Origin of the sequence: Rhodococcus sp. WAY2, from assembly GCF_009859915.1 — a bacterium.
Lineage (GTDB): Bacteria > Actinomycetota > Actinomycetes > Mycobacteriales > Mycobacteriaceae > Rhodococcus_F > Rhodococcus_F oxybenzonivorans.
The window spans coordinates 2,080,712-2,105,612 of sequence record NZ_CP046572.1; the positions used below are offsets into that span (position 1 = coordinate 2,080,712).

The 24,901-nt window shown below is 66.7% G+C and carries 17 protein-coding genes and 2 pseudogenes; 4 read left to right on the forward strand and 15 right to left on the reverse strand.

All coding sequences use genetic code 11. The annotated features are described in order from the left end of the window. Window positions 1-9: 9 nt before the first annotated feature. From GFS60_RS09715 to GFS60_RS09730, 4 genes and pseudogenes are all read right to left on the reverse strand, one after another. Window positions 10-498: a DUF4188 domain-containing protein gene (locus tag GFS60_RS09715; protein WP_159920772.1), complete on the reverse strand. Its 489-nt coding sequence runs from the start codon at window positions 496-498 to the stop codon at window positions 10-12. Between the two features lie 133 nt (window positions 499-631). Further along, window positions 632-1,111, reverse strand: coding sequence for a pentapeptide repeat-containing protein (locus GFS60_RS09720; RefSeq protein WP_159920774.1), 480 nt, complete (start codon window positions 1,109-1,111; stop codon window positions 632-634). Between the two features lie 251 nt (window positions 1,112-1,362). Further along, the gene (locus GFS60_RS09725) at window positions 1,363-1,746 is read right to left on the reverse strand and encodes an excalibur calcium-binding domain-containing protein (RefSeq protein ID WP_159920776.1); all 384 of its coding nucleotides are present in this window, start codon (window positions 1,744-1,746) and stop codon (window positions 1,363-1,365) included. Window positions 1,747-2,223: 477 nt separating this feature from the next. After that, a pseudogene (locus GFS60_RS09730) lies at window positions 2,224-3,147 on the reverse strand (alpha/beta hydrolase family protein); the annotation flags it as partial. A gap of 105 nt (window positions 3,148-3,252) precedes the next feature. Here GFS60_RS09730 and GFS60_RS09735 point away from each other — a divergent pair. The 3 genes from GFS60_RS09735 to GFS60_RS09745 are packed head-to-tail and all read left to right on the forward strand — an operon-like array spanning window position 3,253 to window position 6,186. Next, window positions 3,253-4,107 (forward strand): tryptophan 2,3-dioxygenase, encoded by an 855-nt coding sequence (locus tag GFS60_RS09735; protein WP_159920780.1) that lies wholly within the window; start codon window positions 3,253-3,255, stop codon window positions 4,105-4,107. Then, window positions 4,104-5,339 carry a kynureninase gene (locus tag GFS60_RS09740; protein WP_442972182.1) on the forward strand — a complete coding sequence of 412 codons (1,236 nt, stop codon included), beginning with the start codon at window positions 4,104-4,106 and terminating at the stop codon, window positions 5,337-5,339. Before GFS60_RS09735 ends, GFS60_RS09740 begins: the two co-directional genes overlap by 4 nt. After that, window positions 5,323-6,186 carry a PaaX family transcriptional regulator gene (locus GFS60_RS09745; RefSeq protein ID WP_159920784.1) on the forward strand — a complete coding sequence of 288 codons (864 nt, stop codon included), beginning with the start codon at window positions 5,323-5,325 and terminating at the stop codon, window positions 6,184-6,186. Before GFS60_RS09740 ends, GFS60_RS09745 begins: the two co-directional genes overlap by 17 nt. A 5-nt stretch (window positions 6,187-6,191) precedes the next feature. Here GFS60_RS09745 and GFS60_RS09750 read toward each other — a convergent pair whose 3' ends face one another. The 10 genes from GFS60_RS09750 to GFS60_RS09795 form a co-directional block, all read right to left on the reverse strand. After that, a complete protein-coding gene (locus GFS60_RS09750; RefSeq protein ID WP_159920786.1) occupies window positions 6,192-6,641 on the reverse strand; it encodes a flavodoxin domain-containing protein in 450 nt (149 codons plus the stop codon). 37 nt (window positions 6,642-6,678) lie between these two features. Next, a complete protein-coding gene (locus tag GFS60_RS09755; protein WP_159920788.1) occupies window positions 6,679-8,448 on the reverse strand; it encodes a sulfite reductase subunit alpha in 1,770 nt (589 codons plus the stop codon). Continuing rightward, a complete protein-coding gene (locus GFS60_RS09760) occupies window positions 8,445-13,934 on the reverse strand; it encodes a glutamate synthase-related protein (RefSeq protein WP_159920790.1) in 5,490 nt (1,829 codons plus the stop codon). Before GFS60_RS09760 ends, GFS60_RS09755 begins: the two co-directional genes overlap by 4 nt. 376 nt (window positions 13,935-14,310) lie before the next feature. Further along, the gene (locus GFS60_RS09765; protein WP_159920792.1) at window positions 14,311-14,706 is read right to left on the reverse strand and encodes a nitroreductase/quinone reductase family protein; all 396 of its coding nucleotides are present in this window, start codon (window positions 14,704-14,706) and stop codon (window positions 14,311-14,313) included. A 44-nt stretch (window positions 14,707-14,750) separates the two neighbouring features. Then, window positions 14,751-16,127 carry a dicarboxylate/amino acid:cation symporter gene (locus GFS60_RS09770; protein ID WP_159920794.1) on the reverse strand — a complete coding sequence of 459 codons (1,377 nt, stop codon included), beginning with the start codon at window positions 16,125-16,127 and terminating at the stop codon, window positions 14,751-14,753. Between the two features lie 190 nt (window positions 16,128-16,317). Further along, window positions 16,318-17,778: a CYTH and CHAD domain-containing protein gene (locus GFS60_RS09775; protein WP_159920796.1), complete on the reverse strand. Its 1,461-nt coding sequence runs from the start codon at window positions 17,776-17,778 to the stop codon at window positions 16,318-16,320. Next, window positions 17,778-18,770, reverse strand: a complete 993-nt coding sequence (locus tag GFS60_RS09780; RefSeq protein WP_159920798.1) for an isopenicillin N synthase family dioxygenase — start codon at window positions 18,768-18,770, stop codon at window positions 17,778-17,780. Before GFS60_RS09780 ends, GFS60_RS09775 begins: the two co-directional genes overlap by 1 nt. Window positions 18,771-18,870: 100 nt before the next feature. Further along, window positions 18,871-20,376, reverse strand: a complete 1,506-nt coding sequence (locus GFS60_RS09785; protein WP_159920800.1) for an MFS transporter — start codon at window positions 20,374-20,376, stop codon at window positions 18,871-18,873. A 220-nt stretch (window positions 20,377-20,596) separates the two neighbouring features. Then, window positions 20,597-21,805 carry an enhanced intracellular survival protein Eis gene (locus tag GFS60_RS09790; RefSeq protein ID WP_159920802.1) on the reverse strand — a complete coding sequence of 403 codons (1,209 nt, stop codon included), beginning with the start codon at window positions 21,803-21,805 and terminating at the stop codon, window positions 20,597-20,599. A 76-nt stretch (window positions 21,806-21,881) separates the two neighbouring features. Further along, window positions 21,882-23,264, reverse strand: coding sequence for a DUF2252 domain-containing protein (locus GFS60_RS09795; protein WP_159920804.1), 1,383 nt, complete (start codon window positions 23,262-23,264; stop codon window positions 21,882-21,884). A 115-nt stretch (window positions 23,265-23,379) separates the two neighbouring features. Between GFS60_RS09795 and GFS60_RS09800 the strand changes: the two genes are divergently transcribed. Next, window positions 23,380-24,012, forward strand: coding sequence for a hypothetical protein (locus GFS60_RS09800; RefSeq protein WP_159927024.1), 633 nt, complete (start codon window positions 23,380-23,382; stop codon window positions 24,010-24,012). On the opposite strand, the pseudogene GFS60_RS09805 reads toward GFS60_RS09800, so the two are convergent. Continuing rightward, window positions 23,970-24,866, reverse strand: a pseudogene (locus GFS60_RS09805) (dienelactone hydrolase family protein). The gene GFS60_RS09800 and the pseudogene GFS60_RS09805 overlap by 43 nt on opposite strands. Between the last annotated feature and the right edge of the window lie 35 nt (window positions 24,867-24,901).

The window sequence follows — 24,901 nt, forward strand, 5'->3', positions numbered from 1 at the left end:
TCCTCACCGCTAGGTGCGGGCGGACGGTGTGCTGGCAAGTCGATTGCGGGCCCGATTGCCTGCCGGTGTGACGGGCACGCGGGCGGTGAACCGCGCCAGCCCGAGCGCCGGAGCGTCGACATAGATCGACTCCGCGCGATCGACCGAATAGGTTTCGTGCCACACCCCCACTGCTCCCGGCGCCCGGCGGGCCCGTCGATAGAAGGCAGCCCAGGCAGGCCGGTGTCGGGCGTCGGAGTTGCTCGCGTAGGCGTACAGCTTGTCGGCCGAACTCCAGTACTGGATCAAGGTGGGTCCGCGCCCCTCGATCACCAGGCGGTAACCCAGCAAACCCGAGTCGGAGTCCTGCGACAGTTCACGCAACATTCTCGGCATGGCGAGGAAGGCGGGCAGCCACAAATCCGGGCGCCACGGTCGGTTGATGGTCATCCCGATCAGGAAGATCACCAGCTCACCGTCGTAGTGGTGGGTGGAACGGCCGGGTTCGATCGTCGACATCGGATGCCTCCCGAGGTTGGATAGCGATACTATCCAATAGTGGATAGTGCAGGTATCCAATGTCAAGGGGCAGGGGCATGCGAGTTGCCGGGATGCGCAGTGCGCAGCCCGGTCGTGAGATCGCGGACGGGGACTACGGGGACGGAGCGGGAGGCGTTACCGGGACGACGGAGGCGAGCGCGCGCTCGTGGGCGTCGGTGGACCAATTCGGGTCGGTCGTGATGTCGAGGTCACCGACGATTCGGCCGAAGATGTCGATGCCGGTGCGGTACAGGACCATGGCGTTGCGCTGCGAGTCCGTGAAATTCGTGTCCGTGAGGTTGGCGTCGCTCAGATTCGCGTACGACAGGTTCGCTGCGGTGAAGTTTGTGCCGGCGAGATTGGCGAACGTCAGGTTTGCGCCCGACAGGTCGGCGAAACTCAGATTCATGCCCGCGAGATTCGCCCTGCTCAGATCGGCGCCGGGGCAGGTCGTGCGATGCTCGGGTGTCGGGTCGGCCACGATCGTGCAGCCGTTGATCTGGGTGTCTGCGGAGGCAGCGCCCACACCGCAGGTGAGCGCGACACCAGCGGCCACCGCCACCGCCACAGTTCCGAAATATGTCCTGCTCATGCCGGACCGCCCCCTCACCGATAAACCTCAACCGTCACCGCCGAACATAGTGCGGAGCGCACTGCCCCGCACGAGGAATGGTGACACCGGTCCGTCGTGCGAGGCGTTGTGAGGCTGCGAGGTGTTGTGAGGCTGCGAGGCGTTGTGAGAGACAGGCGCACCCCTTCTCGGTTGACGCACCAGTTCTAGGGCCCGAAAACGGGTGCGTGGGCGCAGAAGGGGTGCGTGTGTGGGCGTGGTGGGGGAAGCGACTACTCGCAGGCGATGCCGTCGTTGTCCCGGTCGAGGTGCGGCGCGTAGCCGTCCTGGCCGCGGTAGATCGGCGTCACGCCGGCGTTGCGAGCCTCGGTGCAGTTCTTGTACCCAGTCCTCGGCGCGGGCGGTGCGGGAGCCAGCTGGGGCGCGGGGGCGGCCTGCGGGGCCGGCGCCACCTGCGGTGCGGGTGCCGGTGCTGCCGGGGCGGCGGGTGCGGGCGGCAGAAGCGGGTTCACGGCGTCGGCCGAACCGCTCGGGATCAGTGCGGCAATCTCCGGCGGCAGGAAGTCGAAAACCGTGGACGCCTGCGCGGTCGGCGTAACTGCCAGGGCAATGGCCGCAGATCCGAAGATGGTGAGAGCTGCACGTCGTGCATTCATGGTGGTTCCTCGTTCATAGCGGGTGGGCTGCGACAGGACGCGGGGCCGACTAGCCGAACCGCACTGTCTTGTCGGATGTTAGCCACGGCATAGCGGAGTGCGAAAACCGGTGTAGGTCAGTGAGGTTCGTTGTCGGTCGAGTGAATGACATTCGTGCCGAGTGGCTCGCGCACCCCTTCTCGGTAGACGCACCCGTTCTAGGGCCCGAAAAAGGGTGCGTGGGCGCAGAAGGGGTGCGTGTGTGGGTGCGGCGCCGTGGGATCGACGGTGCGTGGGTGGGTGCGGCGCCGTGGGATCGACTGCGCGAGGCTTCTACGCACCGGGGAGCATCCGTGCGTCGATCGCCTCTGCGATGGTGTGCCAGATCCGGCTTGTCGGATCGATGACGGCGAAGTGATCGCCCGGCCCCTCGATCAGGGCGACGTCATCGGTGGTCGCCGCGGCGGCCGCGGAGTACTCCCTGCTCATTTCCAGCATGTCCGGTTCGTCCTCGAGGGCGCAGGCGACCACCTGTGGGATGCCGAGGGGGAGTCGGTCGATCGGCGATGACGCCTCGTACGTCTCGCGGTCCTCGGACCAGTGATTGCCGACGGCCATCGCCACGGCACCGTCGCCGAGGTGGCGATTGTCGGCAAGTCGCAGGTTGAGCACACCGGCGAGGCTGACGGCGAGCGCGAGGGGAACTGCTGGCGCATCGGCGGCGGCGCGAAGCGCGAGCTGAGCACCGGCCGAGTGGCCGAGTACGACGAGGCGGCTCGGGTCCACACCAGGAAGAGTCGATACGGCCGCAACGGCGGCGGCGACATCGGACGACATGTCCGCCCAGCGATGTTCGGTGTTCCGTCGATACTCGACGTTCCACGTGACATACCCGCGGGCGGTCAGATCGACCGCGAGGGCGTCCATCAGGTCGAACTCCCACCGTGTGCGCCAGAACCCGCCGTGGATGAGTGCGACGGCGGGGAAGGGGCCGTTCCCGTCCGGGATTCGGAGTTCGGCGCGCTGATCCGGGTGGCTTCCGTACCGGATCAGCGTCCCGGGATGGAAGCGGTGGTGGTACCAGCTGTCGACGGCGTACCGCAGGCCGTCGAGTCCTCTGCCGCGAATGTGGGCGCGGACGCCCGCCGAGCGATCGGCGTCGCAGCCACCGAAGTCGACGCGGATCACGCCGCCTTTCGGGGGTGTGAAGGATTTCCCGGTACCGGGTACGACGATGAACTCGCCTCGCCTCGCCGCCGAAAGCGTGGCCCGCTCCAGCTCGGCGGTGTCCGTGGTGAACGTCAATTCGCCGGTCAGCCCGCGTGCACTCAGTGCCCGGTGCAGGAGCTCTTCCACGGTTCCGCGGTGTGCCACGACCCCGGGGGCGAAGACGACATCGACTCGGCGAGTGGGTGCATTCACGGATCCACCGTACTTTCCGATAATGACATCTGCCTAGCGGTCGCCACGATTATGTAATATGAAGGGCGAGGGCTCGGTACTCGAACACCAGCAGTGAGGACAGTCATGGGCGTGCAGGCCAACACCAGAGCCATCGAGAAAGACATCGTCACCGACTTCAGCGAGTGCATGAGCTATGGCTCGTACCTGGACCTCGACACCCTGTTGAGCGCCCAGAAGCCGGTGAGTCGCCCGGAGCACCACGACGAACTGCTGTTCATCATCCAGCACCAGACCACCGAACTCTGGCTGAAGCTCGTCCTTCACGAAACCCTCGCGGCGCGCACCTCTTTCGACGACGACGACATCGGTAAGGCGCTCAAGTGTGTGGCACGCGTGAAGCACATCCAGAAGACGCTGACCGAACAGTGGTCGGTCCTCGCCACGCTGACGCCCACGGAGTACTCCGAGTTCCGCCGGTTCCTCGGCAATTCGTCCGGGTTCCAGTCGTACCAGTACCGCGCCGTCGAGTTCGTGCTCGGCAACAAGAACGCGGGAATGCTGAAGGTGTTCGAAGCGGATCCTGCCGCCCACGATCTGCTGGGGCGGCTCCTCACCGAGCCCAGTCTCTACGACGCGTTCTGGCAGTGCCTGTCGCGGCGGGGGTACGAAGTGCCGGCATCCGCGCTGAATCGCGATGTGACCGCCGCCTACACACTCAACGAGGACTTGATGCCCCTGATCAAGTTCGTCTATGAGAACCACGACGACCACTGGGCCGTCTATGAGGCGTTCGAGGAGTTCGTCGATCTCGAAGAGAACTTCCAACTGTGGCGCTTCCGGCACATGCGCACGGTGCTGCGCACCATCGGTATGAAAACCGGGACCGGAGGTTCGAGCGGAGTGGGATTTCTGCAGAAGGCACTGGAGCTGACATTCTTCCCGGAACTGCTGGCCGTGCGCACCGAGATCGGACGATGATGACCACGTCCACCGATGCGCTGACCACCCGCGCCGAGCACCTCGACGCCGCGGACCCGCTGCGTTCCTACCGCGACCTGTTCATCGGCGCCGATGATCCTGCGGTGGTGGCGTACCTCGACGGCAACTCGCTCGGACGGCCCACCCGGGCGAGTGCCGAGCGGATCAACTCCTTCGTCACCGGGGCCTGGGGTGGCCGGCTGATTCGCGGCTGGGACGAGGAGTGGTTCGAACTCCCGATCACCATCGGCGACACCCTCGCGCGGGTTGCGCTCGGAGCGGCCCGTGGGCAGACGACCATCGGTGATTCGACGACGGTCCTGCTGTACAAGCTTGCCCGCGGCGCCCTCGCGTTGCGGCCGGGGCGCACCGAGATCGTCGTGGACCGCGACAACTTCCCGACGGACCGGTACGTGCTGGAGTCCATTGCCGGAGAACTCGGGCTCACGTTGCGGTGGATCGAGTCGGATCGGCGCGGTGGCGTCAGCGTCGACGACCTGGAATCCGTCGTGTCGGAACACACGGCGCTCGTCGTTCTCAGCCATGTCGCATACCGCTCGGGTTACCTGGTGGACGCCGCCGGGGCCGCGTGCGTGACTCATGAGGCGGGCGCACTACTGCTGCTCGACCTGTGTCACTCGGTGGGGTCGGTTCCACTCGAGCTCGACAGCTGGGGTGTGGATCTGGCGGTCGGGTGTACCTACAAGTACCTCAACGGCGGGCCCGGGTCACCCGCGTTCGCGTACGTCCGAGCCGAGCACCAGGGGAAATTTGTTCAGCCGATCTGGGGTTGGATGGGTCGCGACAACCCGTTCGCGATGGCCCAGGGCTACGAACCGGCCCCCGGCATCCGTCGGGTGATCAGCGGAACGCCGTCGGTCCTCGGCATGCTCGCGATGCAGGACACTCTCGCACTGATCGACGAGGTCGGTATGGCGGCCATCCGGGCCAAGTCGGTGACCCTGACGGAGTACGCGCTCGAGCTCGTGCGAACGTTGCTGTTTCCGCTGGGCGTGGAGATCGGATCGCCGGAGGATCCTGCCGAGCGGGGTGGTCACGTCATCATCGATCACCCGCGGTTCGAGGCCGTCATCGAGAAGCTGTGGTGCAAGGGCGTCATCCCCGACTTTCGTGCCCCCTACGGGTTGCGTCTCGGCCTCAGCCCTCTGAGCACGAGCTTCTCCGAGGTGTGCGCCGGAGTACTGGCGATCCGTGATGAACTCACCGCCTGAACCGGCAAGCGCGATCCTCGACGACTTCGATTCGCGACCCGGCAGCGCGACGTCGCTGATCCGAACCGTCCTCGGCGCGTACGTGCGCGACCTCGGCGGGTGGGTGGCGATCGCCGACTTCGTCGGATTGATGCAGGCTGTGGGCATCCCGTCCGAATCGACGCGCATCGCGGTGACCCGCTTGAAGAAGAAGGGGGTGCTGCGGGCCCGCGTCTGCGACGGGCGGAACGGGTACGAGGTGACCGAGCAGGCGGAGGCGATGTTCCGCCGCGGCGATCCGCGCATCTTCGGCTTCCGTCAGATGGCGGAAGGCGACCCCTGGCGTCTGATCTCGTTCACCATTCCCGAAACGCAACGGGCCGCGCGACACCAGTTGCGCAGGCGGCTCGGGTGGATCGGGTGCGGAACGGTGTCACCGGGTCTGTGGATTGCCCCCGAATATCTTGCGGAGGAGGTGGGGGACATCGTCGACGCGCTGGGTCTGTCCGCGTATGTGACTACCTTCGTGTCGACGTCGATGTTCGTGCCCGACTCGCAAGCGGATGCGGCAGCGAGGTGGTGGGATCTCGACGGCATTGCTGCTCGCCACCGGGACTTCCTGACCCGTCACCGCGCCGCTCTGTCGACGACAGAGGAGGTTTCACCGCGCGAGGCCTTCGTTCGTTTCGCTCCGCTGCTCGACGAATGGCGGATCATCCCGTACATCGACCCGGGACTGCCTGCCGGAATGTTGCCCGACGACTGGCCCGGCTCCGACAGTGTTCGCCTGTTCGCGTCGGCGCGGGACCGCTACCTCACCGGAAGCCGAGAGTGGGTGCGCAGCATCCAGTCCCGACTCCCGGCGTGAGGCGGCTATGCCAAAAATTCCTCGCCGATGATCTTGGCCCATTCCTCGGCCTGGTCCTTGGGGCGGATGCTGCTCGAGCCGTCGTGTCGGCCGTGTTCGCCCACCTGGACGGCGCCGAGGGAGACGAGCTTCTCGGCGAGGATCTCGCCGCCCCGGTTGTAGGTGTCTTCGTAGACCTTGTCGCCGAGGCCGAAGAGCGCGAAGCGCAATCCGTTCAGGTTCGGTTCGTCCTCGTCGAGTCCCTCGAAGAAAGGTTCAGCGCCGGTGGGCAATTCGCCCTCACCGTAGGTGGAGCACACGATGACGTGGAAGTTCTCCGGGTCGAGATCACCGGCGTCGTACTCCATCATGTCGTACAGGGACGTGTCGTCGTAGGTGCCGAGCACGTCGGCGAGATGATCGGCAACCAATTCGGCGGTACCGCCCTCGCTACCGTACAGAATCACCACTGCCATGGTTCTTGCTTCTCCTCGTAAGTCGGTGCGGCCGTGCTCAGTACACGTCGCGTAGGTAGCGCTTGTCCTTCTTGAGCTTGTTGACGTACTCCGACGCGTCCTCGGCCGAGAGACCGCCGTGGGTGGCGATCACCTTGTGTAGCGCGCGGTCGACGTCCTTCGCCATGCGGGTGGCGTCGCCACACACGTAGAAGTGGCCGCCGTCCTCGAGCCAGGCGAAGAGGTCCTTGCCGTTCTCGAGCATCCGGTTCTGGACATACACCTTCTCGGCCTGGTCGCGGGAGAAGGCCAGGTCCAGGCGGGTGAGTAGACCGCTGTCGCTCATGGCGCCGATCTCGTCCTCGTAGATGTAGTCGGACGCGCGGTGCTGGTCGCCGAAGAACAGCCAGTTGCGCCCTGCCGCGCCCCGCGCCCGGCGTTCCTGCAGAAACGCGCGGAACGGTGCGATCCCGGTTCCGGGCCCCACCATGATCATCGGCGCGTGGTCGTCGGCGGGCACGCGGAACGACTTGTTCTTCGACACGAAGATTCCACTGGTACCGCCCTCGGCGACGCGGTCGGCCAGGTACGTCGAGCACACACCGCCGCGGTCGCGCCCCGCGGAGGTGTGCCGGACGCTGGCCACGGTGAGGTGCACGCTGCCCGGGTCGGCGAGGGGACTCGACGAGATGGAGTACGCGCGGTGCTGCAACGGCTTGAGCACGCCCACGAACTCGTCGGCGGTCATCGACAGCGCGGGAGCGAGGAGGAGCAGATCGAGGACGTCCTTACCCCACAGCCACGCGTCGAGCGCCTCCTTGTCGCCGTGCCGGAGAACGTGAGTCAGTTCGTCGTTTCCGGCCCGCTTCTCGATTTCGTCGAGGAACTCGTGGGACGGCGTGGAGATTTCGTAGCTGTGCATCAGCAGATCGCTGAACGGGCGTTCCTTGCCGGTGACGGCGGCGTCGGCGGGAATGCCGAGCCGCGACACCAGAGCGTCCACGAGCTGCGGATCGTTGACCGGCATCACACCCAGGGCGTCGCCGGCCTCGTACTCGAGACCGCTGTCGGCGAGCGCGAACTCGTAGTGCCGGATCTCCTTCGCGGAGGCGTCACCCGACAGTCTCCGATTGACGGCCAGCGTGGACACATAGGGGTTCTTGCGATTCCACTGCGAACGCTTGCGCGCGGGCTTCGCGTCCGGGGCCGCGACATCGGCGACCGGCGACTCCCCGCGAATGCCCTCGACCGCCGCCAACAACGGCAACGTTTCCGCCACCCAGACGGCAGCGGCGTCCTCGTAGTCGACGTCGCAGTCGACGCGCGGAGTGACGCGGCGGGCGCCGAGCTGCTCGAGCCGGGTGTCGATCATCTTGCCGGCCTGGCAGTACCCGTCGTAGCCGGTGTCGCCGAGTGCGAGCACCGCGAAGTCCGTGGCCTCGAGACGGGGCGCGGTCTCGGCCGACAGTGCCTGCCAGAACAGTTCCGCGTTGTCGGGCATCTCGCCCTCACCGTAGGTGGAGGTGACGACGAGAACACGCTGCATCGACGCCAGGGCGTCGACCTCGACGTCGTCGAGCGCACTGACCACCGGTGCGAAGCCGTGCGAACGTGCCGCGGCGGCAGCATCTTCCGCGACGCCCTCGGCATTGCCGGTCTGGCTGCCGTACAGCACGTGGACAGCGGGGAGTTGCCCACCGGCGGCGGCGGGTGCGGCGGAGCTGCTGCCGACCGCGAGACGCGAGCTCATTCCGGCCAGGAAGCCGGTGAGCCACACGCGCTGGTCGTCGCTGAACGGCGCGTCCTGGGGGATGTACGGCATTTTCATGAGGGAACAGCGTCCTTCGTGGGGATCAGGTCGGGCAGAGCGTGCTGAGCGAACAGTTCCTCGAAGCCGGGCAGCCGGCCGATCTTGTCGACGTTCTTCGCATCCTGGTGCAGGATCCAGCCGTACGTGCCGGGCGCGTCGATGGACCGGACGTTGCGTTTGCGCAGGGCGTCCTTGTAGTCGGCGAGGCGCTTGGCCGCCACCATCACCGCCAGGTCCTCGTCGCTGTAATCCTTCAGGGCTTCGCGGGCGTACCGCTGCAGTCGCTGCATCAAGAAGAAGTCCTCGGTGAGCAGCAGGTTGCGCACGGCCTTGTCGACCGCCGGATCGGACGGGTCGGTGGCGCCCGGCAACTTCGACAGCGCCATTTCCTGCGCGGCATTGAGCACCGTGTAGTTGTTGAGCAGCGCGAACATGGCTTCGGTGTCGGCCTCGCCGTAGCCGGGAACGGCGCCGCCCAGAACTGCGCGTCCGTCGCGGTAGTCCAGCTTGAACTTTCGCACCTGGTGGGCCACCAGCGCGGCCGCGAGTTCGTCGGCCAAGTCCTTGCGCGACTTGGCTTTCAGGATCTCGTCGCTGTCCTGGTACTGCAGCAGCGCACGCGGCATGCCGTACACGAAGTGGTGCTGTTCGGTCTCCCAGTTCTCGAGTAGCCAGGCCGCCTTCGCGGACCCGGTGGCCTCGAGGTGCCAGCCGAGCAGCAGGTGCACAGCCTGGTGGTGCAGTGCCGCGTGCTCGTCGTCACCGGTGATCGAACCGAGCAGGATGGAATCGGCGCTGGCCTTGCCGGCGAGCTTGCCCTCGGGGTCGTACTGGTAGACGAACCCACCGCTCATGCCGTTGCCGACACCCTTGCCGAACCCGCCGAGGTTGAGCACCGCGCCGTTGGTCATGTACTCGCAGGCGAAGTCGCCCACGCCCTCCACCACTGCGGTGGCGCCCGAGTTGCGGACGGCGAAGCGGTCACCGGCCTGACCCTCGACGAACAGGCGTCCGCCGGTGGCCCCGAACAACGCGAAGTTGCCGATCAGGACATTGCCGCCGGCTGCGGTCGACCCACCGCCGGGGGAGCGGACGACGATGCTGCCGCCACACGCCCCCTTGCCGACACCGTCGTTGGCGGTGCCGGTGTGGACCAGAGACATTCCGTCGTTGCTGAACGCACCGTAGGAGAGGCCGGCAGACCCGGAGGTGGCGATCCGGACACTGCCCTCGCGCAGGTAGCCGCGACCGCGCTCGTCGCGCAGCACCGCCGGCAGATCCTGTTCGGTCAGTTCGTGATTGAGCATGCGCTCGATGTCGACGGCCAACTGTGCGCCGACGCTCTTGTTGCGGTTGCTCAGTCGTACATCGTCACCGAGTTCGACGGTGCGCTCGCCGTGCTCGACCAGGGCCGCCCGCAACTGGACGAGCCAGCCGTCGTCGAGCGTGTAGTCCTTCTCGAGGTATACCGGATCGCCGATCGTGACCTCGTCGACTACAGCGAGCATCGCCCGCAGGTCGAGCTGGCCGACGCTCGACGGGTGATCGAGCAGGTGCAGAAGGTCGGACCGGCCGCGAGCCTCTCGCAGCGAGGTCATGCCCAGTTCGGCGAGCACCTCCCGCGTCTCGTGGGCGATGTTGAGCAGGTACTGCGCCATCGCCCGCGGGTCACCGTCGAACAGTTCCGGGTTGGTGGTGAGGCCGGCGGGGCACTTGACGTTGCAGTTCTTGGCCATGACGCACTTGAGCATCATCAGCGCGGTGGTCCCGAACTCGAAGCTGTCGGCCCCGAGGAGCGCAGACTTCACCACGTCGCTCGCCGTCTGGTGTGCGCCGGAACACCGGAGCAGCACCTTCTGCCGTAAGCCGTTGGCGCACAGCGCCTGGTGAACCTCGGCCACGCCGATCTCGGCGGAACGCCCGGCGTACTTGAGGCTGGTGACCGCAGCGGCGCCGGTGCCGCCGGTGTTGCCGGCGACGTTGATGACATCTGCGCCCGCCTTCGCGACACCGACCGCAATGGTCCCGATGCCCTCCGACGACACCAGCTTGACGATCACGCGGACCCGCGCGGCCTTGCAGTCGTGGATCAGCTGAGCTAAATCCTCGATCGAGTAGGTGTCGTGGTGCGGGGGCGGCGAGACCAGCTCGACGCCGGGGGTCCCGCCGCGCGCGGCCGCGATCTCGACGGTCACCTTGGGGGCGGGAAGCTGCCCGCCCTCACCGGGCTTGGCGCCCTGCGCGATCTTGATCTCCAGCTCTTCAAGCATGGGATCGGCCAGGTAGCCGGCCCACACGCCGAACCGGCCCGAAGCGAACTGCTTGATCCGCGAACCGCGGATGGTGCCGTAGCGAGAGATGTGCTCGCCGCCCTCACCGCTGTTCGACATTCCGCCGACCATGTTGGTGCCGTGCGCGACAGCCTCGTGCGCATTGGAGTTCAGCGCGCCGTGGCTCATGGCCCCGGAGGTGAGGAACGGCGTGATCTCACTGGCCTTCTGGACCGTGGCGAGCGGGATGCTGGGGGGTGCGGTGCGCAGCAGGGCCAGGCATCGCAGCGCCTCTCCGGACGCCCGTACCACCAGGGCATCACCGTCGATCCGATGCTCGCACAGGTCGCCGAACCGCAGGACCAGTGACTCGCCCAGTGCGGCAAGCACGGTGGGGTCGCCGGCGTGCGGGCCGGTGAGCCGCAGGCGGAACTCGTCGTCCCCGACCTGCTCGGAGGCGAGCCCACGGACCGCGAAGCTGTTATTGCCCTTACGGGAGAACCGGCCCATCTGCCGGCGGAACTCCTGCGCGGTGGTGAGGAAGGTGACGTCGGCGGGCAGGTCGAGGACGTCCCGCAGCGCGGCGGGGCGGCGGGTGCGCTCCTCGGCCATGGTCCGGACGAATGCCCGGTAGCCGGGGGTGATCTCGAACCCGTCGATCGCCTCGGGGGTGAGCTTCTGGAAGCCGGCGTTGCGGTAGGCGTCGTCGTCGAGACCGAACGCGTCCTCGAGCCGGTTCAGGGGAAGCAGGCGCAAGGACTCGGTGTGGTCCTGGGTGCCGGCGGTGTCGAAGGCGATCGGCTCCTCGGTGAGGTCGACGAAACCGCGTACGGCAGCCGTGCCGTACGAGTGCCCGGCACCTTCGGCGCGTTCCTTGAAGAGTCCGAGCAGGGGGACGTCCTTTTCCCCGTTGACGGTCGCAGCCCTCGCGTGCCAGTCGGCGACGGCCTGGGCGATCACGGCGAATCCCACGCCGCCCACGGGCGTCTTGACGTTCGCGAAGAAGCGGCGCAGAACCGGGTCGTCGGTGTCGAGGTAGTTGGGTTCGAAGAACTCGCCGCCGATGTAGCTTTCGGCGGTGCACAGACCCACCCGGCCCATCGTCTTCATCAACGACTTCTCGGCCGCCTTGGCGAAGCGGGTGAACGCCTCGTCCGCGTTGTCCGCGAACTTCTCCTCGGCCCGCAACCGGACGGCGAGGGGGTAGATCGCGGCGGCGCCGAACCCCAGGGCAGCGGCGACGTGGTGCGAGGACGAAATCTGCCCGCTCTCGGCCACCACCGACACCCGCAGGCGCAGGCCCGCCTCGATCAGCCGCTGATTGACGGCCGAGATCGCGATGATCATCGGCAGGGCGGCGCGGTCCGTGGCGACGTGCCGGTCCGTGAGGATGGCGATGCCGCCGCGCTCCCGGGCGAACGCCTCCACCTCGTCGCACAACCCGTCCACCGCCGCCTCCAGCGCGGCCGCGTTGGCAGCGGCGTCGCCGGGAACAGGGCTGTAGAGCATCGGGAAACGCTGCACCGGTGTGTCGGTCTGCTTGCGGATCCGCAGCATGTCCAGGTGAGTGAGGATCGGCGACGGCACCACGATCTGCGGGGCAGATTCCGCACCACTGTGCAGCTTGGCGCCCAGCGCGACTCGCAGAGTCATGCCGTCCGACTCCCGGATGCTGTCCAGTGACGGGTTGGTGACCTGCGCGAACCGCTGCGAAAAGTACTTGGCCACACCGCCTTCCTGATCGGACAGTGCGTTGATGGCGTTTCCGTAGCCCATCGCGGAGATTTTCTCCTGACCCGAAGCCAGCATCGGGTCCATCATGAACTTGAAGCTTTCCTGGTTGTGCGAGTACGCGACGTACCGCTGATGGCGTTCCAGGTCGCCGTTGTAACGCAGTGGGCCGGGCTCGGCCTCCACCTCGGGCAGGGCGTCGATCGTGCGGCGCGCCTCGGCGACGAGGGCGCGGTAGTCGTGCCGTGCGGCCAGCAACTCGAGCGCCTCGTCGGAGGAGTACGCGCGGCCCTCCCTGTGGTCGAAGTACAGCATGCCGCCCGCTTCGATGCGGCCGCGGTGACGCACCGTCTCGGGGTCGAAGTCGATCTGCCCGGCCTCCGAGGTGACGCACAGGTAGTCGTCTGTTTCCACGCTGCGCAGCGGACGCAGTCCCAGCCGGTCGAGACGCGCTCCGACGACGGTGCCGTTCCCGAAGATGACCGCGGCCGGGCCGTCGTTCTTCTCCTCGTAGAGAGAGAAGTACTCGAGCATCGCCCGCACCTCGGGGGAGAGGTTCGTGTCGTTTTCCCATGCCGGGGGCATCATCGACACCACGGCGGTGACGAGGTCGAGGCCGTCCTCGACGACCCGGCTCTGCAGCGTCTGATCGAGACGGCAGCTGTCCGACTGGCCGTGCGGACGCACGATCTCCCGGTTCCGGGCACGGGCCACGGCCGTCTCGGAGAGGCGGTTCTTCTTGTCGGTGTTGAGTTCGCCGTTGTGCGCCATGAGCCGGAACGGCTGCGCCATCGTCGGGTGCGGGTCGGTGTTCGTGGAGAACCGGGTATGGAAGAACAGGGTGTGAACGGCGTGCGCCGGATCGACCAGGTCGCAGAAGTACGGGATCACTTCGTGCGAATTGAGGCGACCCTTGAGCACCTGGGTGCGGGCGCTGAGCGAGAGCGGGTACATCCCGGCGAGGTCGGGCTGGGTGTAGGCGACGGCCTCGATGGCGAGCAGGGCGTCGTGGATGCGGCGGTCGAACTCGACCCCATCCGTACACGCCTCGGGAGCGGTGAACACCCACTGCCGAATGGGCAGCTGGTACTTGATCGCGGCCGGACGCAGGACGGTGGCGTCGACGGGGACGTCACGTTCGAGCAGCACCTCGAAGCCCTGCGCGGCGAGTGCCTGCTCGATGACGGCCTCGGCGTCGGCGTGGAACGCGACGTCGGTGGGGAGGAAGAAGTTGCCGACACCGAAGCGGCCGGATTCCAGCTCACCCCGCCCGGTGAGGGCGCGGAAGAAGGGCACCGAGAGGTCGACACAGATTCCGGCCCCGTCGCCGACGCCCTCGGCCGACATGCCACCACGGTGAGGAACAGCACACAGGGCCTCGTTGCCCAGGGTGAGAATCTCCGGGGTCTGCACGCCATCCTTGCGGGTGATGAAGCCCACGCCGCAGCTGCTCTTGTCGAGCGTCTTGTCGTACAGGCCGAACTCACTGGCACTCGTCTTCAACCGACTGTCTCCTCGCGATACTCGCCGAAATGGGGTCCGTGCAGCAGCACACGGGTGGCGTCGGCGAGAGGATCACGGCGGAGAACCGGCCCCGAACCGATACGCCGGTGAGGCAGACGTCGTTGTCTGTGGTGCGGACCCTGACGAGTCCACGCGAAACCGCAGATTAGCGGAGGCTAAGTCCCTACTGCAAGCGGCTCGTTTCCCAGCCGCCGAGCGCTCGCAAATCCGCTCCCGACGTGCGGGCAGAACGCCTAGTTGCGAATGTCACACCTGGCCAGGACGCTGGGCCGACTCGTAGATGCAGGGACATTGGTCGGGTGCCGACGCTTCTGCGGGTGCGGATGACTATTCCGTGGGCGGATGTGAGGGCATCTCAGTCGGTGAGATCGATCCGCACGGTCAGGAGGTCGGTGCCGACCGCCCGGACCGCCGCGCTGTTGAGCCGCGGGAGCTGCGCCAGCCGGGCGACGGCGTCGTCGTCGGGTAGTAGCGTCGCGGTGCCGGTGTGCCAGGTGCCGTGCAGTCGCAGCCGCACCGCGTTGTTCGCGCGAATGTTGCGGATGTAATGAGAACGCTCACCGAACTCGGACACCAGCCAGAATTCGGTGCCCTGTCGTCGGCCACCGATGGGCGTGACGCGGGGCTGTCCGCTGACGCGGCCGGTGGTCTCGAGGAGCGTCTGGCTCGACAGTCGCGTGGAGAGCGGGTTGGCGACGTGCCGCTGGAATTGCATGACGATCCGTCGTTTGATCGCGTCGAGGTCGGCCATGACGAGAGCCTTCCACGTGGGGAAGGCTCTCGTCGAGCGTTTGGCTACGACGCTGCGACCGCGTCGTCGTCCTGGAACGGGTCGCCGGTCCGTTCGGCGTTGTACCGAGCCTCGTCGAGGATGCCTTCACGCTTGGCGACGATCGTCGGGACGAGTGCTTGACCGGTGACGTTCACCGCGGTGCGGCCCATGTCGACGATCGGTTCGACGGCGAGCAGGAGGCCCACTCCGGCGAGGGGCAGTCCCAGCGTCGACAGGGTCAGCGTCAGCATGACCGTGGCACCGGTGGTGCCTGCGGTGGCCGCCGACCCGATTACCGACACCACCACGATCAGCAGATAGTCGGTGACGGACAGCGGCACTCCGTAGAACTCGGCGACGAAGATCGCGGCGATGGCGGGGTACACGGCGGCGCAGCCGTCCATCTTGGTGGTCGCTCCCAGGGGGACCGCGAACGACGCGTACTCCCGGGGAACGCCGAGATTGCGTTCGGTGACGCGCTCGGTGAGGGGGAGTGTGCCGATCGACGACCGGGAGACGAACCCGAGCTGGGTGGCGGGCCACACGCCGGAGTAGAAGGCACGCACCGACAGCCCGTGCGCGCGGATCAGCACCGGGTAGACGACGAGAAACACCAGCGCCAGCCCGATGTAGACGGCTGCGGTGAACCAGCCGAGCGAGCCGATGGCATCCCAGCCGTAGGTGGCCACCGCATTGGCGATCAGTGCGGCGGTGCCGATCGGAGCAAGGCGGATGATCCACCACAGCACCTTCTGCACGATCGCCAGCAGCGAGGCATTGAACTGCAGGAACGGCTCCGCCTTGGCCCCGACCTTCAGCGCGGCGATACCGATGGCGGCGGCCACGACCAGCAGTTGCAGGACGTTGAAGCTCAGTGACGTGCTCGCGACGCCTTCGGTGACAGTCGTTTTCGCGCCCAGGCCCAGGAAGTTGCTGGGCACCAAGCCGGTGACGAACGCCCACCACGATCCGGTGGTCACCGGCTCCTTGCCTTCGCCGGACACCGTCGTATGGGCACCGGGCTGTGTGAGAAGCCCGACGACAATTCCGATGACCACCGCGATGAATGCGGTGATCGCGAACCACAGAAGGGTCTGCACCGCCAGCCGGGCGGCGTTGGCCACTTCCCGTAAGTTGGCGATCGAACTGACGATGGCCGTGAACACCAGCGGGATGACCGCAACGGTGAGGAGTTTGACGTAGCTCGTGCCGATGGTGTGGACGGTGCCGACGAGCCAGTTCTCGTTGCCGTCGGCGGCCGCGGGGAGTGTACGGGCGACAAGCCCGAGGATGACGCCGACGACGAGGCCGGCGACGATCTGCGGGCCGAACGAGCCGGCCCATTTCGGTAGGCGCCGAGAGGTGTTCTCGGCGCGCGTGGACAGCGCGGAACTGGGCATGGGTGTGCCTTTCGCATGAAGCCGTCAGCCGATGCCGGGTAAGGCGGGATGCGGCGGGGAAGGTTCCTGAGAGGTGTGGGAAGGGTCCGTCAGAGCGGGCGCGGACAGATGGCGCTCGCCTGCAGCCGGAGGTCGACGTAGCGTCGAGAAGTCAGGAACAACACCGAAGCGACTGTACTCGCCGACTCGATCACTTCACGAGATGGGCGGCGTCCGCGCGGGCTTGCCTGGCATTCTCGAGTTCGAGTGCGTACAGCAGGCCGAAGGTAAAACCGTTCTCGCCCTCAGTAACTCCGGCGCGCGCTCCGAGAGCGCGAAGGTTGTCGGCGGCGAGGACGCTGTCCTGGTGCTCACCGAGCACCTTCTGGACGTGCTTGAACTCGGACACCTTCTTCTCCGCTTTTCCGCCGAGCAGTGGTGTGGCCAGCTCGGCCGCGTACCTGGCGCGTTTGGCCGCTTTCCGGGCGCGGTGCAACTCCGTCGCGTCGGAATCGGCCACAGCGGCAGTGAGTCGTTTCCGTGCCTTGCGCCCCGCCCTTTTGACAGCCTTCGCGATCACTTTCGGACCGGCGCCGGGTTCGATGGTCAAGGGTGGGGCCGTACGCCATTGCGCGAGCGTCACGAGAAGATCGCGGTAGCGTGCGTCGTCGAGAGCGGACATGACGACGGTCAGGCAACGCTGCTGTTCCCCCAGCAGGTCCTGTTCGATTCGTGCGGCGACGGGACCCATGACCAGCTCGACGGGCAGGCCGGCGACCAATTCCCCGAGCCGGTGCCGTTGCACCTGACGATCGCGCACGTCGCCGAGTAGCCCCGCGTACCAGACGAGTTCGTCCTCGAGCCTCGACCGAGCATCCGGGTCGACCAGATCCTTGAACACGCGGAGAGTGCTGCGGAACCGGCGAATGGCCACGCGGGTGGCGTGTATCGGATCGAGTCCGCGGCGCAGCCACACATCACCCGCAACGATTTCGTCGATCTGGGTGCCGAGATAGTCGGTGAGTGCTCGCCGTGCCGGGTTCTCGGAATCGTCGTCCGCGCGGTGCGGCTCGAGTGCCAGCGCGCGCGCCAGTTTCGACGCGTACGACGACGTGTGCGCCCCGCTCCGAACGAGGCGGCCACCGATGTCGCGCAGCAGTCGCTCCTGGCCGTGCTCCCCGAGTTCCACCTCGACTTCGCGCCACTGACTGGCAATGGCTCCACCGTTGTGGGCGGTTGCGGTGGCGCGCACCGAATCGTCCGCCAGTTCGGCCAGCGAATTACCTGAGGAGTCGACTACACGGTGGCGCCGCCGGACGGTCGAGAGCGAAGCCACTCGCAGGAGAGGTTTGCCGAGCGCCACACCCGACACCGCGTTCGCCAGCTCGTCCGGGACGGACTCGTCGCCGGTCGGCGGAAGCCGGACCTCGGTGCGGGCGTCGCCGGCGGGCACCTTGAGCTGCCATCCGAGGTCGTCGTCCCCCGAGCGGCGGCGAAGCGTCAGATGGTGACGGAGAAGGTCACGGTCGGCGGTGTCGAAGTAGACACTGTCGAGCCGGATGGTGTCGATGTCTTCCCGGCCTTGGTCGGGAACCAGGTCTCCAAGAGCCGGTACGACGAAGTCGAGGCTCACGTCGTATTTGTCTTCGCGTTCTGTCTGCTCCGCCGCCATCAGTCCAGTTTGCACCCCGCCTCTTTCGGATACCACCGGCGGAAAACATCGGGGTGCGCGCGGGTCCGGCTCTTCCACGCGTTCTCGCCGTATGTGCGGTACAACGGGTTGGCGGGGTCCCGTTCGACTCCGCGGGCTCGCGACGCCAGGTGCGGGGGCAGGGTAATCGTCGGAACTGTCGCGTCGAGTGCGGGATTGAGGAAGTACGGCACCGACAGCCGCTCCGGTGCCCCCGCCGGTGTGAGTACCCGGTGTCGGGTGGCCCGCAGATATCCACCCGTCGCCACCTCGAGTAGTTCGCCGATGTTGACCAGGAATGAGCCCGCGCGCGCCGGAGCGTCGATCCAGCTGCCGTCCTCACTCTCCACCTGCAGTCCCGTCGAGCCGGGCTCGAGGAGTAGGAGGGTGAGGACGCCCGAGTCCTTGTGGGCGCCCACACCCTGCTCACCGGTGTGATCGTCGCTCGGCCGTGCCGGGTACCGCACTACTTTGATGAGCGTGGCCGGGGCGTGAGCGAAGGCGTCGTCGAAGATGCCCGGATCGGCGTCGAGGGAGGCTGCCCAGTGTCGGAGCAGACGCATCCCGACCTCGGCCAGTGCCGCGTCGAACTGCTCGATTGTGGACTTCAGTGCTGGTAGTGCTGCGGGCCACTGGTTCGGGCCCTGCAACCGCAGGTAGTCGGTCGCGTTCGGAACCGGGTCCCGTTCCGGTCCGATGTCGATCTGTTCACGCCAGTCGATCTCGCCGTTGGTCAGTTCCCCGCCCACCCGGTTGTAGCCGCGGAAATGGGGACTGTCGATCATGGCGATCGACATCTTCGACTCTTCGGGCAGCGCGAAGAACTCCCGGGCAACCGAGAACACCCCGTCGAGGAGGCTGCGATCGACGCCGTGACCGTCGAGGTAGAAGAACCCGACGTGATGGGTGACCTCCCGCAGCCGCTCACGCCCGGCGGGGGTGTCCAGGTCGGCGAGGTCGATGACGGGAAGCACGTCTCCACGGTATCCCCGTGGTGAACTCCGGGCGAATGTACCGTTCGACGCGACCAGTGCGTCCGAAGGTACATTCGCCCGGCGTACTACGGGGTTGTGATCAGCGATTCAGCACTGGCTCGCTCTCGTGGACGATCACTGCCGGGGGAGCGTCGACCTGAGCGATCCTGCGGGGAATCAGCGCGGCGAGGATCGCTCCCACGGCGGCCGCGACGGCGCCGATCAGGAACGCGACCTGGAATCCCCTGTCGGTGTACAGGATTGCGCCCTGCGTCACCTCCGGCGGGATCGGGGCGATGTACGAGTTGTTCATCACCGTGAACGCGACCACCGGCAGGACCGCGGCGACGATGCTCTGTGTCACGCTCACGATGCTCGCCGTTGTGGCCTGCAGTTGCGGCGGAACGGCCTCGATCAGCAGGTTCGGCACCGCTGCGTAGGCCAGCCCCATGCCTGTGCCGGTCAGGCCGGCGAAAATCAGAAGCAGCGCTTTGGAGTCGTGCAGCTGGGCGGTGAGCAGGAATCCGGCCGACATGAACAACATGCCCACGATCATCAACAGTCGGGGTCGGACGTTCTTGCCGACCAAGATGCCGACGACGATGCCGCCGACCACCACCATGCCCCCCAACGGAACCTGAAAGATCGCGAATCCTTCGGCGCTGACCCCGAACCCGTAACCCAACCCCAAAATCGCGGGAGTCATGGCCATCATCGGGAGCAGGATGGTGAACAGCGCGCTGCAGCCGTACGCGAGCCCGGAGCCCATCGACGTCAGCAGGATCGGCCGCCTGCGGAGGACGTCGAGGTCGACGAGGGGTCCCCGCACGATCCGGGCGGAGACGAGCCAGGCCGCTACCAATGCGACGCCGCCGGCGAGGAAGGCGAGCGTCGACGAGTTCGACCAACCCCAGATCGGTCCGAAGCTGACCGCGATCAGAATGCCCGCGATGCCGCCGCCGAGGAGGACCGCACCGAGGACGTCCATTCTCGACTGCAGACGTACCGGTGATTCGTCCGTGCTGAGCAGGATGAGCACACCGACGACGCCGAGTCCGACGACGAAGAACCAGAAGATGCTGCGGAAGCCGTGATTGTCGAGGAACCAGCCGGTGAGAAACGGTGCCGGGATGGCGATGAGGCCCATGCCGCTGGTGGCGACACTGACCGACAGGGCGACGGTTTTCGGCGGGAAGATGTCCCTGATCAAGGAGTAGCTCAGGAAGATGCAGGGAATCAGCACGCCGGACAGCGACCGGCCCACGATCAAGACCGCGTAGCTGGGTGCGACCGCGGAGACGAACGATCCGAGTGCGGCAATGAACGTGCACGCCAGCAGAATCTTGCGCTTTCCGTACACGTCGGCCGATTTGCCGAGGAGGGGCCCGGTGACGGCTCCGACCAGCAGGAACGAGGTGAGCAACCACGCGCCCTGCGTAGTGTGGTAGTGCTGGGAAATCGCCGGAACCGCCATCGAAATCATGATGTAGCTGACCGCGAGAATCTCCAGCAGCAGCATGATCGAGGCCAGGGAGAAAAGTAGCCGCGGCGACCAGTTCGGTGGTTCTCCGGGCAAGTCGATGGACGTGGTAGCAGGATCTATCATCGGGGTCCTCTCGGGTACCCACACGGTCCCTGTTCGGGATTGCGCCGTGCAGTGTGTCGGTGACCGCACCCGCCCTCCATTAGATGGAAGTGCGTGGGGTGAGAAGTGCGTGTTCGATATCACACTTGGCCACGGACGCACCCACCATGGGTGTGACCGCTCAGCGGAAGAACTGACCGCGTTGCGTCCGCTCACCGGAACAGTGCGCAGGCGAACGGGTCTAGAACCCCCAGCCCATCTGCGCGGAGTATTCGGAACCGAAGGCGCGGTCCAGGGCGTCGAGGGTTGACGAGTCGACGGCCCACAACCTGTTCGCTGCGGCGAACGCGCGTGCGCGGTGCGCACCGAGGTACAGGCTGCCCAGCACGTCCAGGGCGAGCACCACCTGCGGGTCCGCTTCGGTGCGGGTGCACACCGCGCGGCCGTCCCGCACGCGCAACGCGAATCGGCCGCCGGCATCGAGGAAGCCATCGTCGACCTGCATCACGACGTCGAGATCGCACCGGTATACCCGAGCCTCCAGCGCGGCGGGAACGTCCATGATCCGTACCCACAATTCGTCGTGACGGGAGGTCGTACGGGCCAGCCTGCTGTCGGTTAACAGGTACGGCAGCGGATCGTCGGGAACGACGGAGGCCTCGATCCGCCGGATGAGGTCCAGTCCGAGCAGGGTCCGCCACAGGGCGATATGGCTGTCGTCGGTGACCGAGCGGAACTCCTGGACGCGCGCGGTCGTCCCGTGCTCTCCGGAGACGCAGCGGTAGAGGACGTACCCGTCGTCGTGGAGCAGTCCGAACAGACTCGTACCGCCGCCGCGCTCGTTCTCCGGGTCGGCGAAAATTCGGTCCCACACGTTGTCCGGGCGTACCTGGGCACCGGGTGTACGTCGCTGCCACCGGTCGTAAATATCGGTGATCGACGGACGCGCCTCGACGGGGCGGACCATGCGCACACCACCGGGATCGGGGACTTTCGGATGCAGTGCGGCGAACCGGCGATCGACGCCGACCGTGGATTCGACAGTGGCTGGACCATACCCGAACCGGCCGTAGATCCCGCCCTCGCTGGCGGTCAGAATCGACAACGGCACGCCCGCCCGCCGGAGACGCGCGTGTTGTTCTGTGTAGAGCGCGCGAAGGATGCCCCGCCGGCGATGTGTGGGGGCAACGGTCACCGCGGTGATCCCGGCCGCCGGGACGCCGACACCACCGGGCACCGTGACCGTCATCGGAATGTCCATGGTGGCGCCCACCACGGCAGCACCGTCCAGTGCGATGACAGGACGGTCGGCGCCCACCAGTCCTTTCCAGAAGGCCGTGAGCTCCGGCGTCTGCGGCGTCGCGAAACAGATTTCGTTGAGCAGCACGATCTTCGGCCAATCCTGCTCCGTCGCCGTCCTGATCGTGATCCCGCCGGTGGTGGTCGTCATGCCCCGACACTGGCACACCACACTCTGCGCTGCACGCGAATATCAGCCGACCCGTGAGCGACGACGGCGCACAAGCTCAGGCTTGTTCGGCGGCGATCCGTCCCGAGTGCACCGCGTCGACCAGTACCGCGTGGTCGGCTTCCGTTCGATCGGCGTAGCGGACGGCGTACCGCCCGATCGCTTCGTCCAGTTCTTCGTCGCCGACGAAGTAGCCGGCGAGTAGCCGCGGATCGAGCGAGCGGGTGTGTGCACGTGCGAGGAGGGCGCCGGCCAGGCGGCCGTAGTCGTCGAGATGGTCCTGCGCGAGACCGGTGGGATCGATGTCACCTTTGAGGTTCCGGAACTGCCGCACGATGTAGGGAAGGCCGTCGATTGTGGTCCAGCCCAGGAGAATATCCGACTCCGCCTGCACCAGCCGGGCGCCGTGCACGATCCGCTTGCCTTCGTGTTTCGGCGTGCTGACAGGCAGGTACGGCGACAGCGCCGACGGCCGAGCCTGCTTGAGCTGCAGGACGAGCGCCTCGTCCCGGTTGCCCTGCAGCAGGGCGATGTAGCTGCGCAATCCCACACTGCCTGTTCCGACGATCCGGAAGGCGACATCGGAGACCGCGAACCGGCTGATCAGGTTGCGGCGCGACTCGCGCAGTGATTCCACATACAGTTCGAGTCCGTCGATCACGGCATCGGCAGTGGCCTGTTCGACACGTGTGAGAACCGGCGGGTTCTCCACGAATCGCCGTCGCCGTGTCCCGGTCTCGTGGTCGTCGAGTTGCTCGGTCCATTTGGCCGCCACCTTTTCGCTGGTGTTGCGGCGGGCCTTCTGCGCGGCCTTGTCGAAGTCGTCGAGCAAGTCGTCTGCTTTCGCCCGTTCGAGCGCCGACTTGTCGGGGAGAGCGTTCCACGACTGCAGGAATGGCTGTTCGGCGAGCTCACGAATGGTGCGCCGATACGAGGTGACGGCATCCTCGGCGGCCTCGATGCAGCCGCGCTCGGGAACACTGCCCTCGCGTCCGGCGAGGACCAGGCTCGCGGCGAGACGTTTGAGGTCCCACTCCCACGGACCCGGGAGCGTCTCGTCGAAGTCGTTGATGTCCATCACGATCTGTCCGTCCGGTGTCCCGTACAGGCCGAAATTGGCGGCGTGCGCGTCGCCGCACAGTTGCGCCGTCAACCCGGTGACCGGTGAACCGGCGAGGTCGGCTGCCATGAGACCGGCAGCGCCTCGGAAGAACGAGAAAGGGGAGGCGATCATCCGCCCGATCCGCAGCGGCAGCAGAGAAGTCAGCCTGCCCTCGTTGGTGGCGTCGACGAACTCGAGCACGCCGGGCCGGTCTGCCCCGGCGGCGGGGTGGTCGTGCGCCCTGGACGGCACGGATGCCCGCAGTGCGTTGCCACGCGCAGCGACGTCGTCCGCCTCGACCCTCGTTCGCAGGTCGACCCGCGCTCGGTCGGTCGTCACGATGGTGACCATATCCCAGGCACTCGGCATTCGACTAAGGTCCGGTGCATGCGGAGCAAGTGTGGCAACCGTGCCGCAGGGTGAGGCCGGAACCTTCCGACGTCGAGAACCGGTCATGCGCCGGGAATCGTGGGGTTTCGCGATCGGGTCGGTGTTGTTCGCGCTCGGGGCACTGCAGGTGTACGCGGACGCCGTCGGCCGGGAGGTCGACAATGCAACGTATTTCGTCGGATCGCTGTTCTTCACGGCCGCCGCGTACATCCAGCTCCGACTCAGTGGGCGACCGGTGCCCGGTGCCGAATTCTTACGCGTCGAGCGCTACGACTGGTGGGCGGCGCTGATCCAGTTCGCCGGCACACTTCTGTTCAACCTCAGCACGGGGGTGGCACTCGTCCACGGCCTGACGGTCGAACAGGACGAAGCGTGGCAGTGGCGGCCGGACCTGTTCGGGTCGACCGCCTTCCTCGTTGCCAGTGGCCTGGCGGTAGTGGCCACCACCGAAACCGACAAATTGTGGGATCCCCATGCTCGCAACTGGCGGAGCACCTGGCTGAACATGATCGGGTCGGTGGCGTTCGGCGTGTCGGCCGTCGGCTCCTTCATATTGCCTGGAACGGACATGCCGGCCGATCCGGTGGCTGCAGATCTCGGAACGTTCGTGGGCGCGCTCTGCTTCTTGGTGGCCGCGCTGTTGATGCGCCCGCCTCACCGCACGTATTCGTCGAACCAGTCGAGTACCCGGTCGTAAGCTTCGCTCGCCGCCGCGGGGTTGTAGCGTTGCCCGGTGTCGTTGAAGAAGGCGTGGTCGGCACCCGGAATCGTGACGACCTCGTGGGGCAGTGCGGCACGAGCCAATGCGGCGGCTGCGGCGTCCCGGCTCGCGTTCACCCGGGCATCGTGCTCCGCATAGATGGCCAGCACCGCGGCCCGGGAACTCGAAAAATTCGCGTTCTCCGGCAGGGGTCCGTAGAACGGGACGGCGGCGGCCAGTCGGGGTTCACCGGAGGCCAGAAGTAGCCACACCATTCCACCGCCGAAGCAGAACCCGACCGCGGCCGTTTTCTTGTTCGGCACCCGTCGTTCGAGTTCGTCGACGCCGGCCTTCATGTCCGCGACGAAGCGTTCCGGCGGCACCTTCGCCAGTGTCGCCGTGGCCTGAGCGGGATCCGTGAAGGACGCGGTGCCGCCCTCTTCCGACAACAAGTCGACAGCGAGAGCAGATTACCCTTCCCCTGCGAATCGACCTGCCACCGAACGAATATGGTCGGTGAGCCCTTTGTTCTCATGGATGACGAGTACTGCTCCGCGGGGCGAGGCCGCCGCCGCCCAGGCTCCTTGGAGGGTTCGTCCATCGGGTCCCGGTAGCGTCACCGATTCTGTGGCGACGGCGCCTACCGCACCGGGTGGTGGGGATGCCTCACTGGACGCGGTGCTCGCCGTGGTCGTGCCTGGGTCGTTGGTGCAGGCGGCGAGGAGTGAGGTGGCGGCAGCCACACCGAGGCCTATCAGGCCCAGTCTTCGCAGGGCTTCCCGTCGGGTGAGGAGGCCGTCGGCATGGTCGACCGCGATCTCCTCGGCGATATAGCGTTGCAGTGGCGTCATGATCGTCCCCGTCCGAACGGCCGTTGCAGAGCATT

What these genes read in the sequence shown, in the direction of transcription:
- GFS60_RS09715 (WP_159920772.1), bottom strand. Translation starts at nt 498, where the DNA reads ATGTCGACGATCGAACCCGGCCGTTCCACCCACCACTACGACGGTGAG.
- GFS60_RS09720 (WP_159920774.1), bottom strand. Translation starts at nt 1,111, where the DNA reads ATGAGCAGGACATATTTCGGAACTGTGGCGGTGGCGGTGGCCGCTGGT.
- GFS60_RS09725 (WP_159920776.1), bottom strand. Translation starts at nt 1,746, where the DNA reads ATGAATGCACGACGTGCAGCTCTCACCATCTTCGGATCTGCGGCCATT.
- GFS60_RS09735 (WP_159920780.1), top strand. Translation starts at nt 3,253, where the DNA reads ATGGGCGTGCAGGCCAACACCAGAGCCATCGAGAAAGACATCGTCACC.
- GFS60_RS09740 (WP_442972182.1), top strand. Translation starts at nt 4,104, where the DNA reads ATGATGACCACGTCCACCGATGCGCTGACCACCCGCGCCGAGCACCTC.
- GFS60_RS09745 (WP_159920784.1), top strand. Translation starts at nt 5,323, where the DNA reads ATGAACTCACCGCCTGAACCGGCAAGCGCGATCCTCGACGACTTCGAT.
- GFS60_RS09750 (WP_159920786.1), bottom strand. Translation starts at nt 6,641, where the DNA reads ATGGCAGTGGTGATTCTGTACGGTAGCGAGGGCGGTACCGCCGAATTG.
- GFS60_RS09755 (WP_159920788.1), bottom strand. Translation starts at nt 8,448, where the DNA reads ATGAAAATGCCGTACATCCCCCAGGACGCGCCGTTCAGCGACGACCAG.
- GFS60_RS09765 (WP_159920792.1), bottom strand. Translation starts at nt 14,706, where the DNA reads ATGGCCGACCTCGACGCGATCAAACGACGGATCGTCATGCAATTCCAG.
- GFS60_RS09770 (WP_159920794.1), bottom strand. Translation starts at nt 16,127, where the DNA reads ATGCCCAGTTCCGCGCTGTCCACGCGCGCCGAGAACACCTCTCGGCGC.
- GFS60_RS09775 (WP_159920796.1), bottom strand. Translation starts at nt 17,778, where the DNA reads ATGGCGGCGGAGCAGACAGAACGCGAAGACAAATACGACGTGAGCCTC.
- GFS60_RS09785 (WP_159920800.1), bottom strand. Translation starts at nt 20,376, where the DNA reads ATGATAGATCCTGCTACCACGTCCATCGACTTGCCCGGAGAACCACCG.
- GFS60_RS09790 (WP_159920802.1), bottom strand. Translation starts at nt 21,805, where the DNA reads ATGACGACCACCACCGGCGGGATCACGATCAGGACGGCGACGGAGCAG.
- GFS60_RS09800 (WP_159927024.1), top strand. Translation starts at nt 23,380, where the DNA reads ATGCGCCGGGAATCGTGGGGTTTCGCGATCGGGTCGGTGTTGTTCGCG.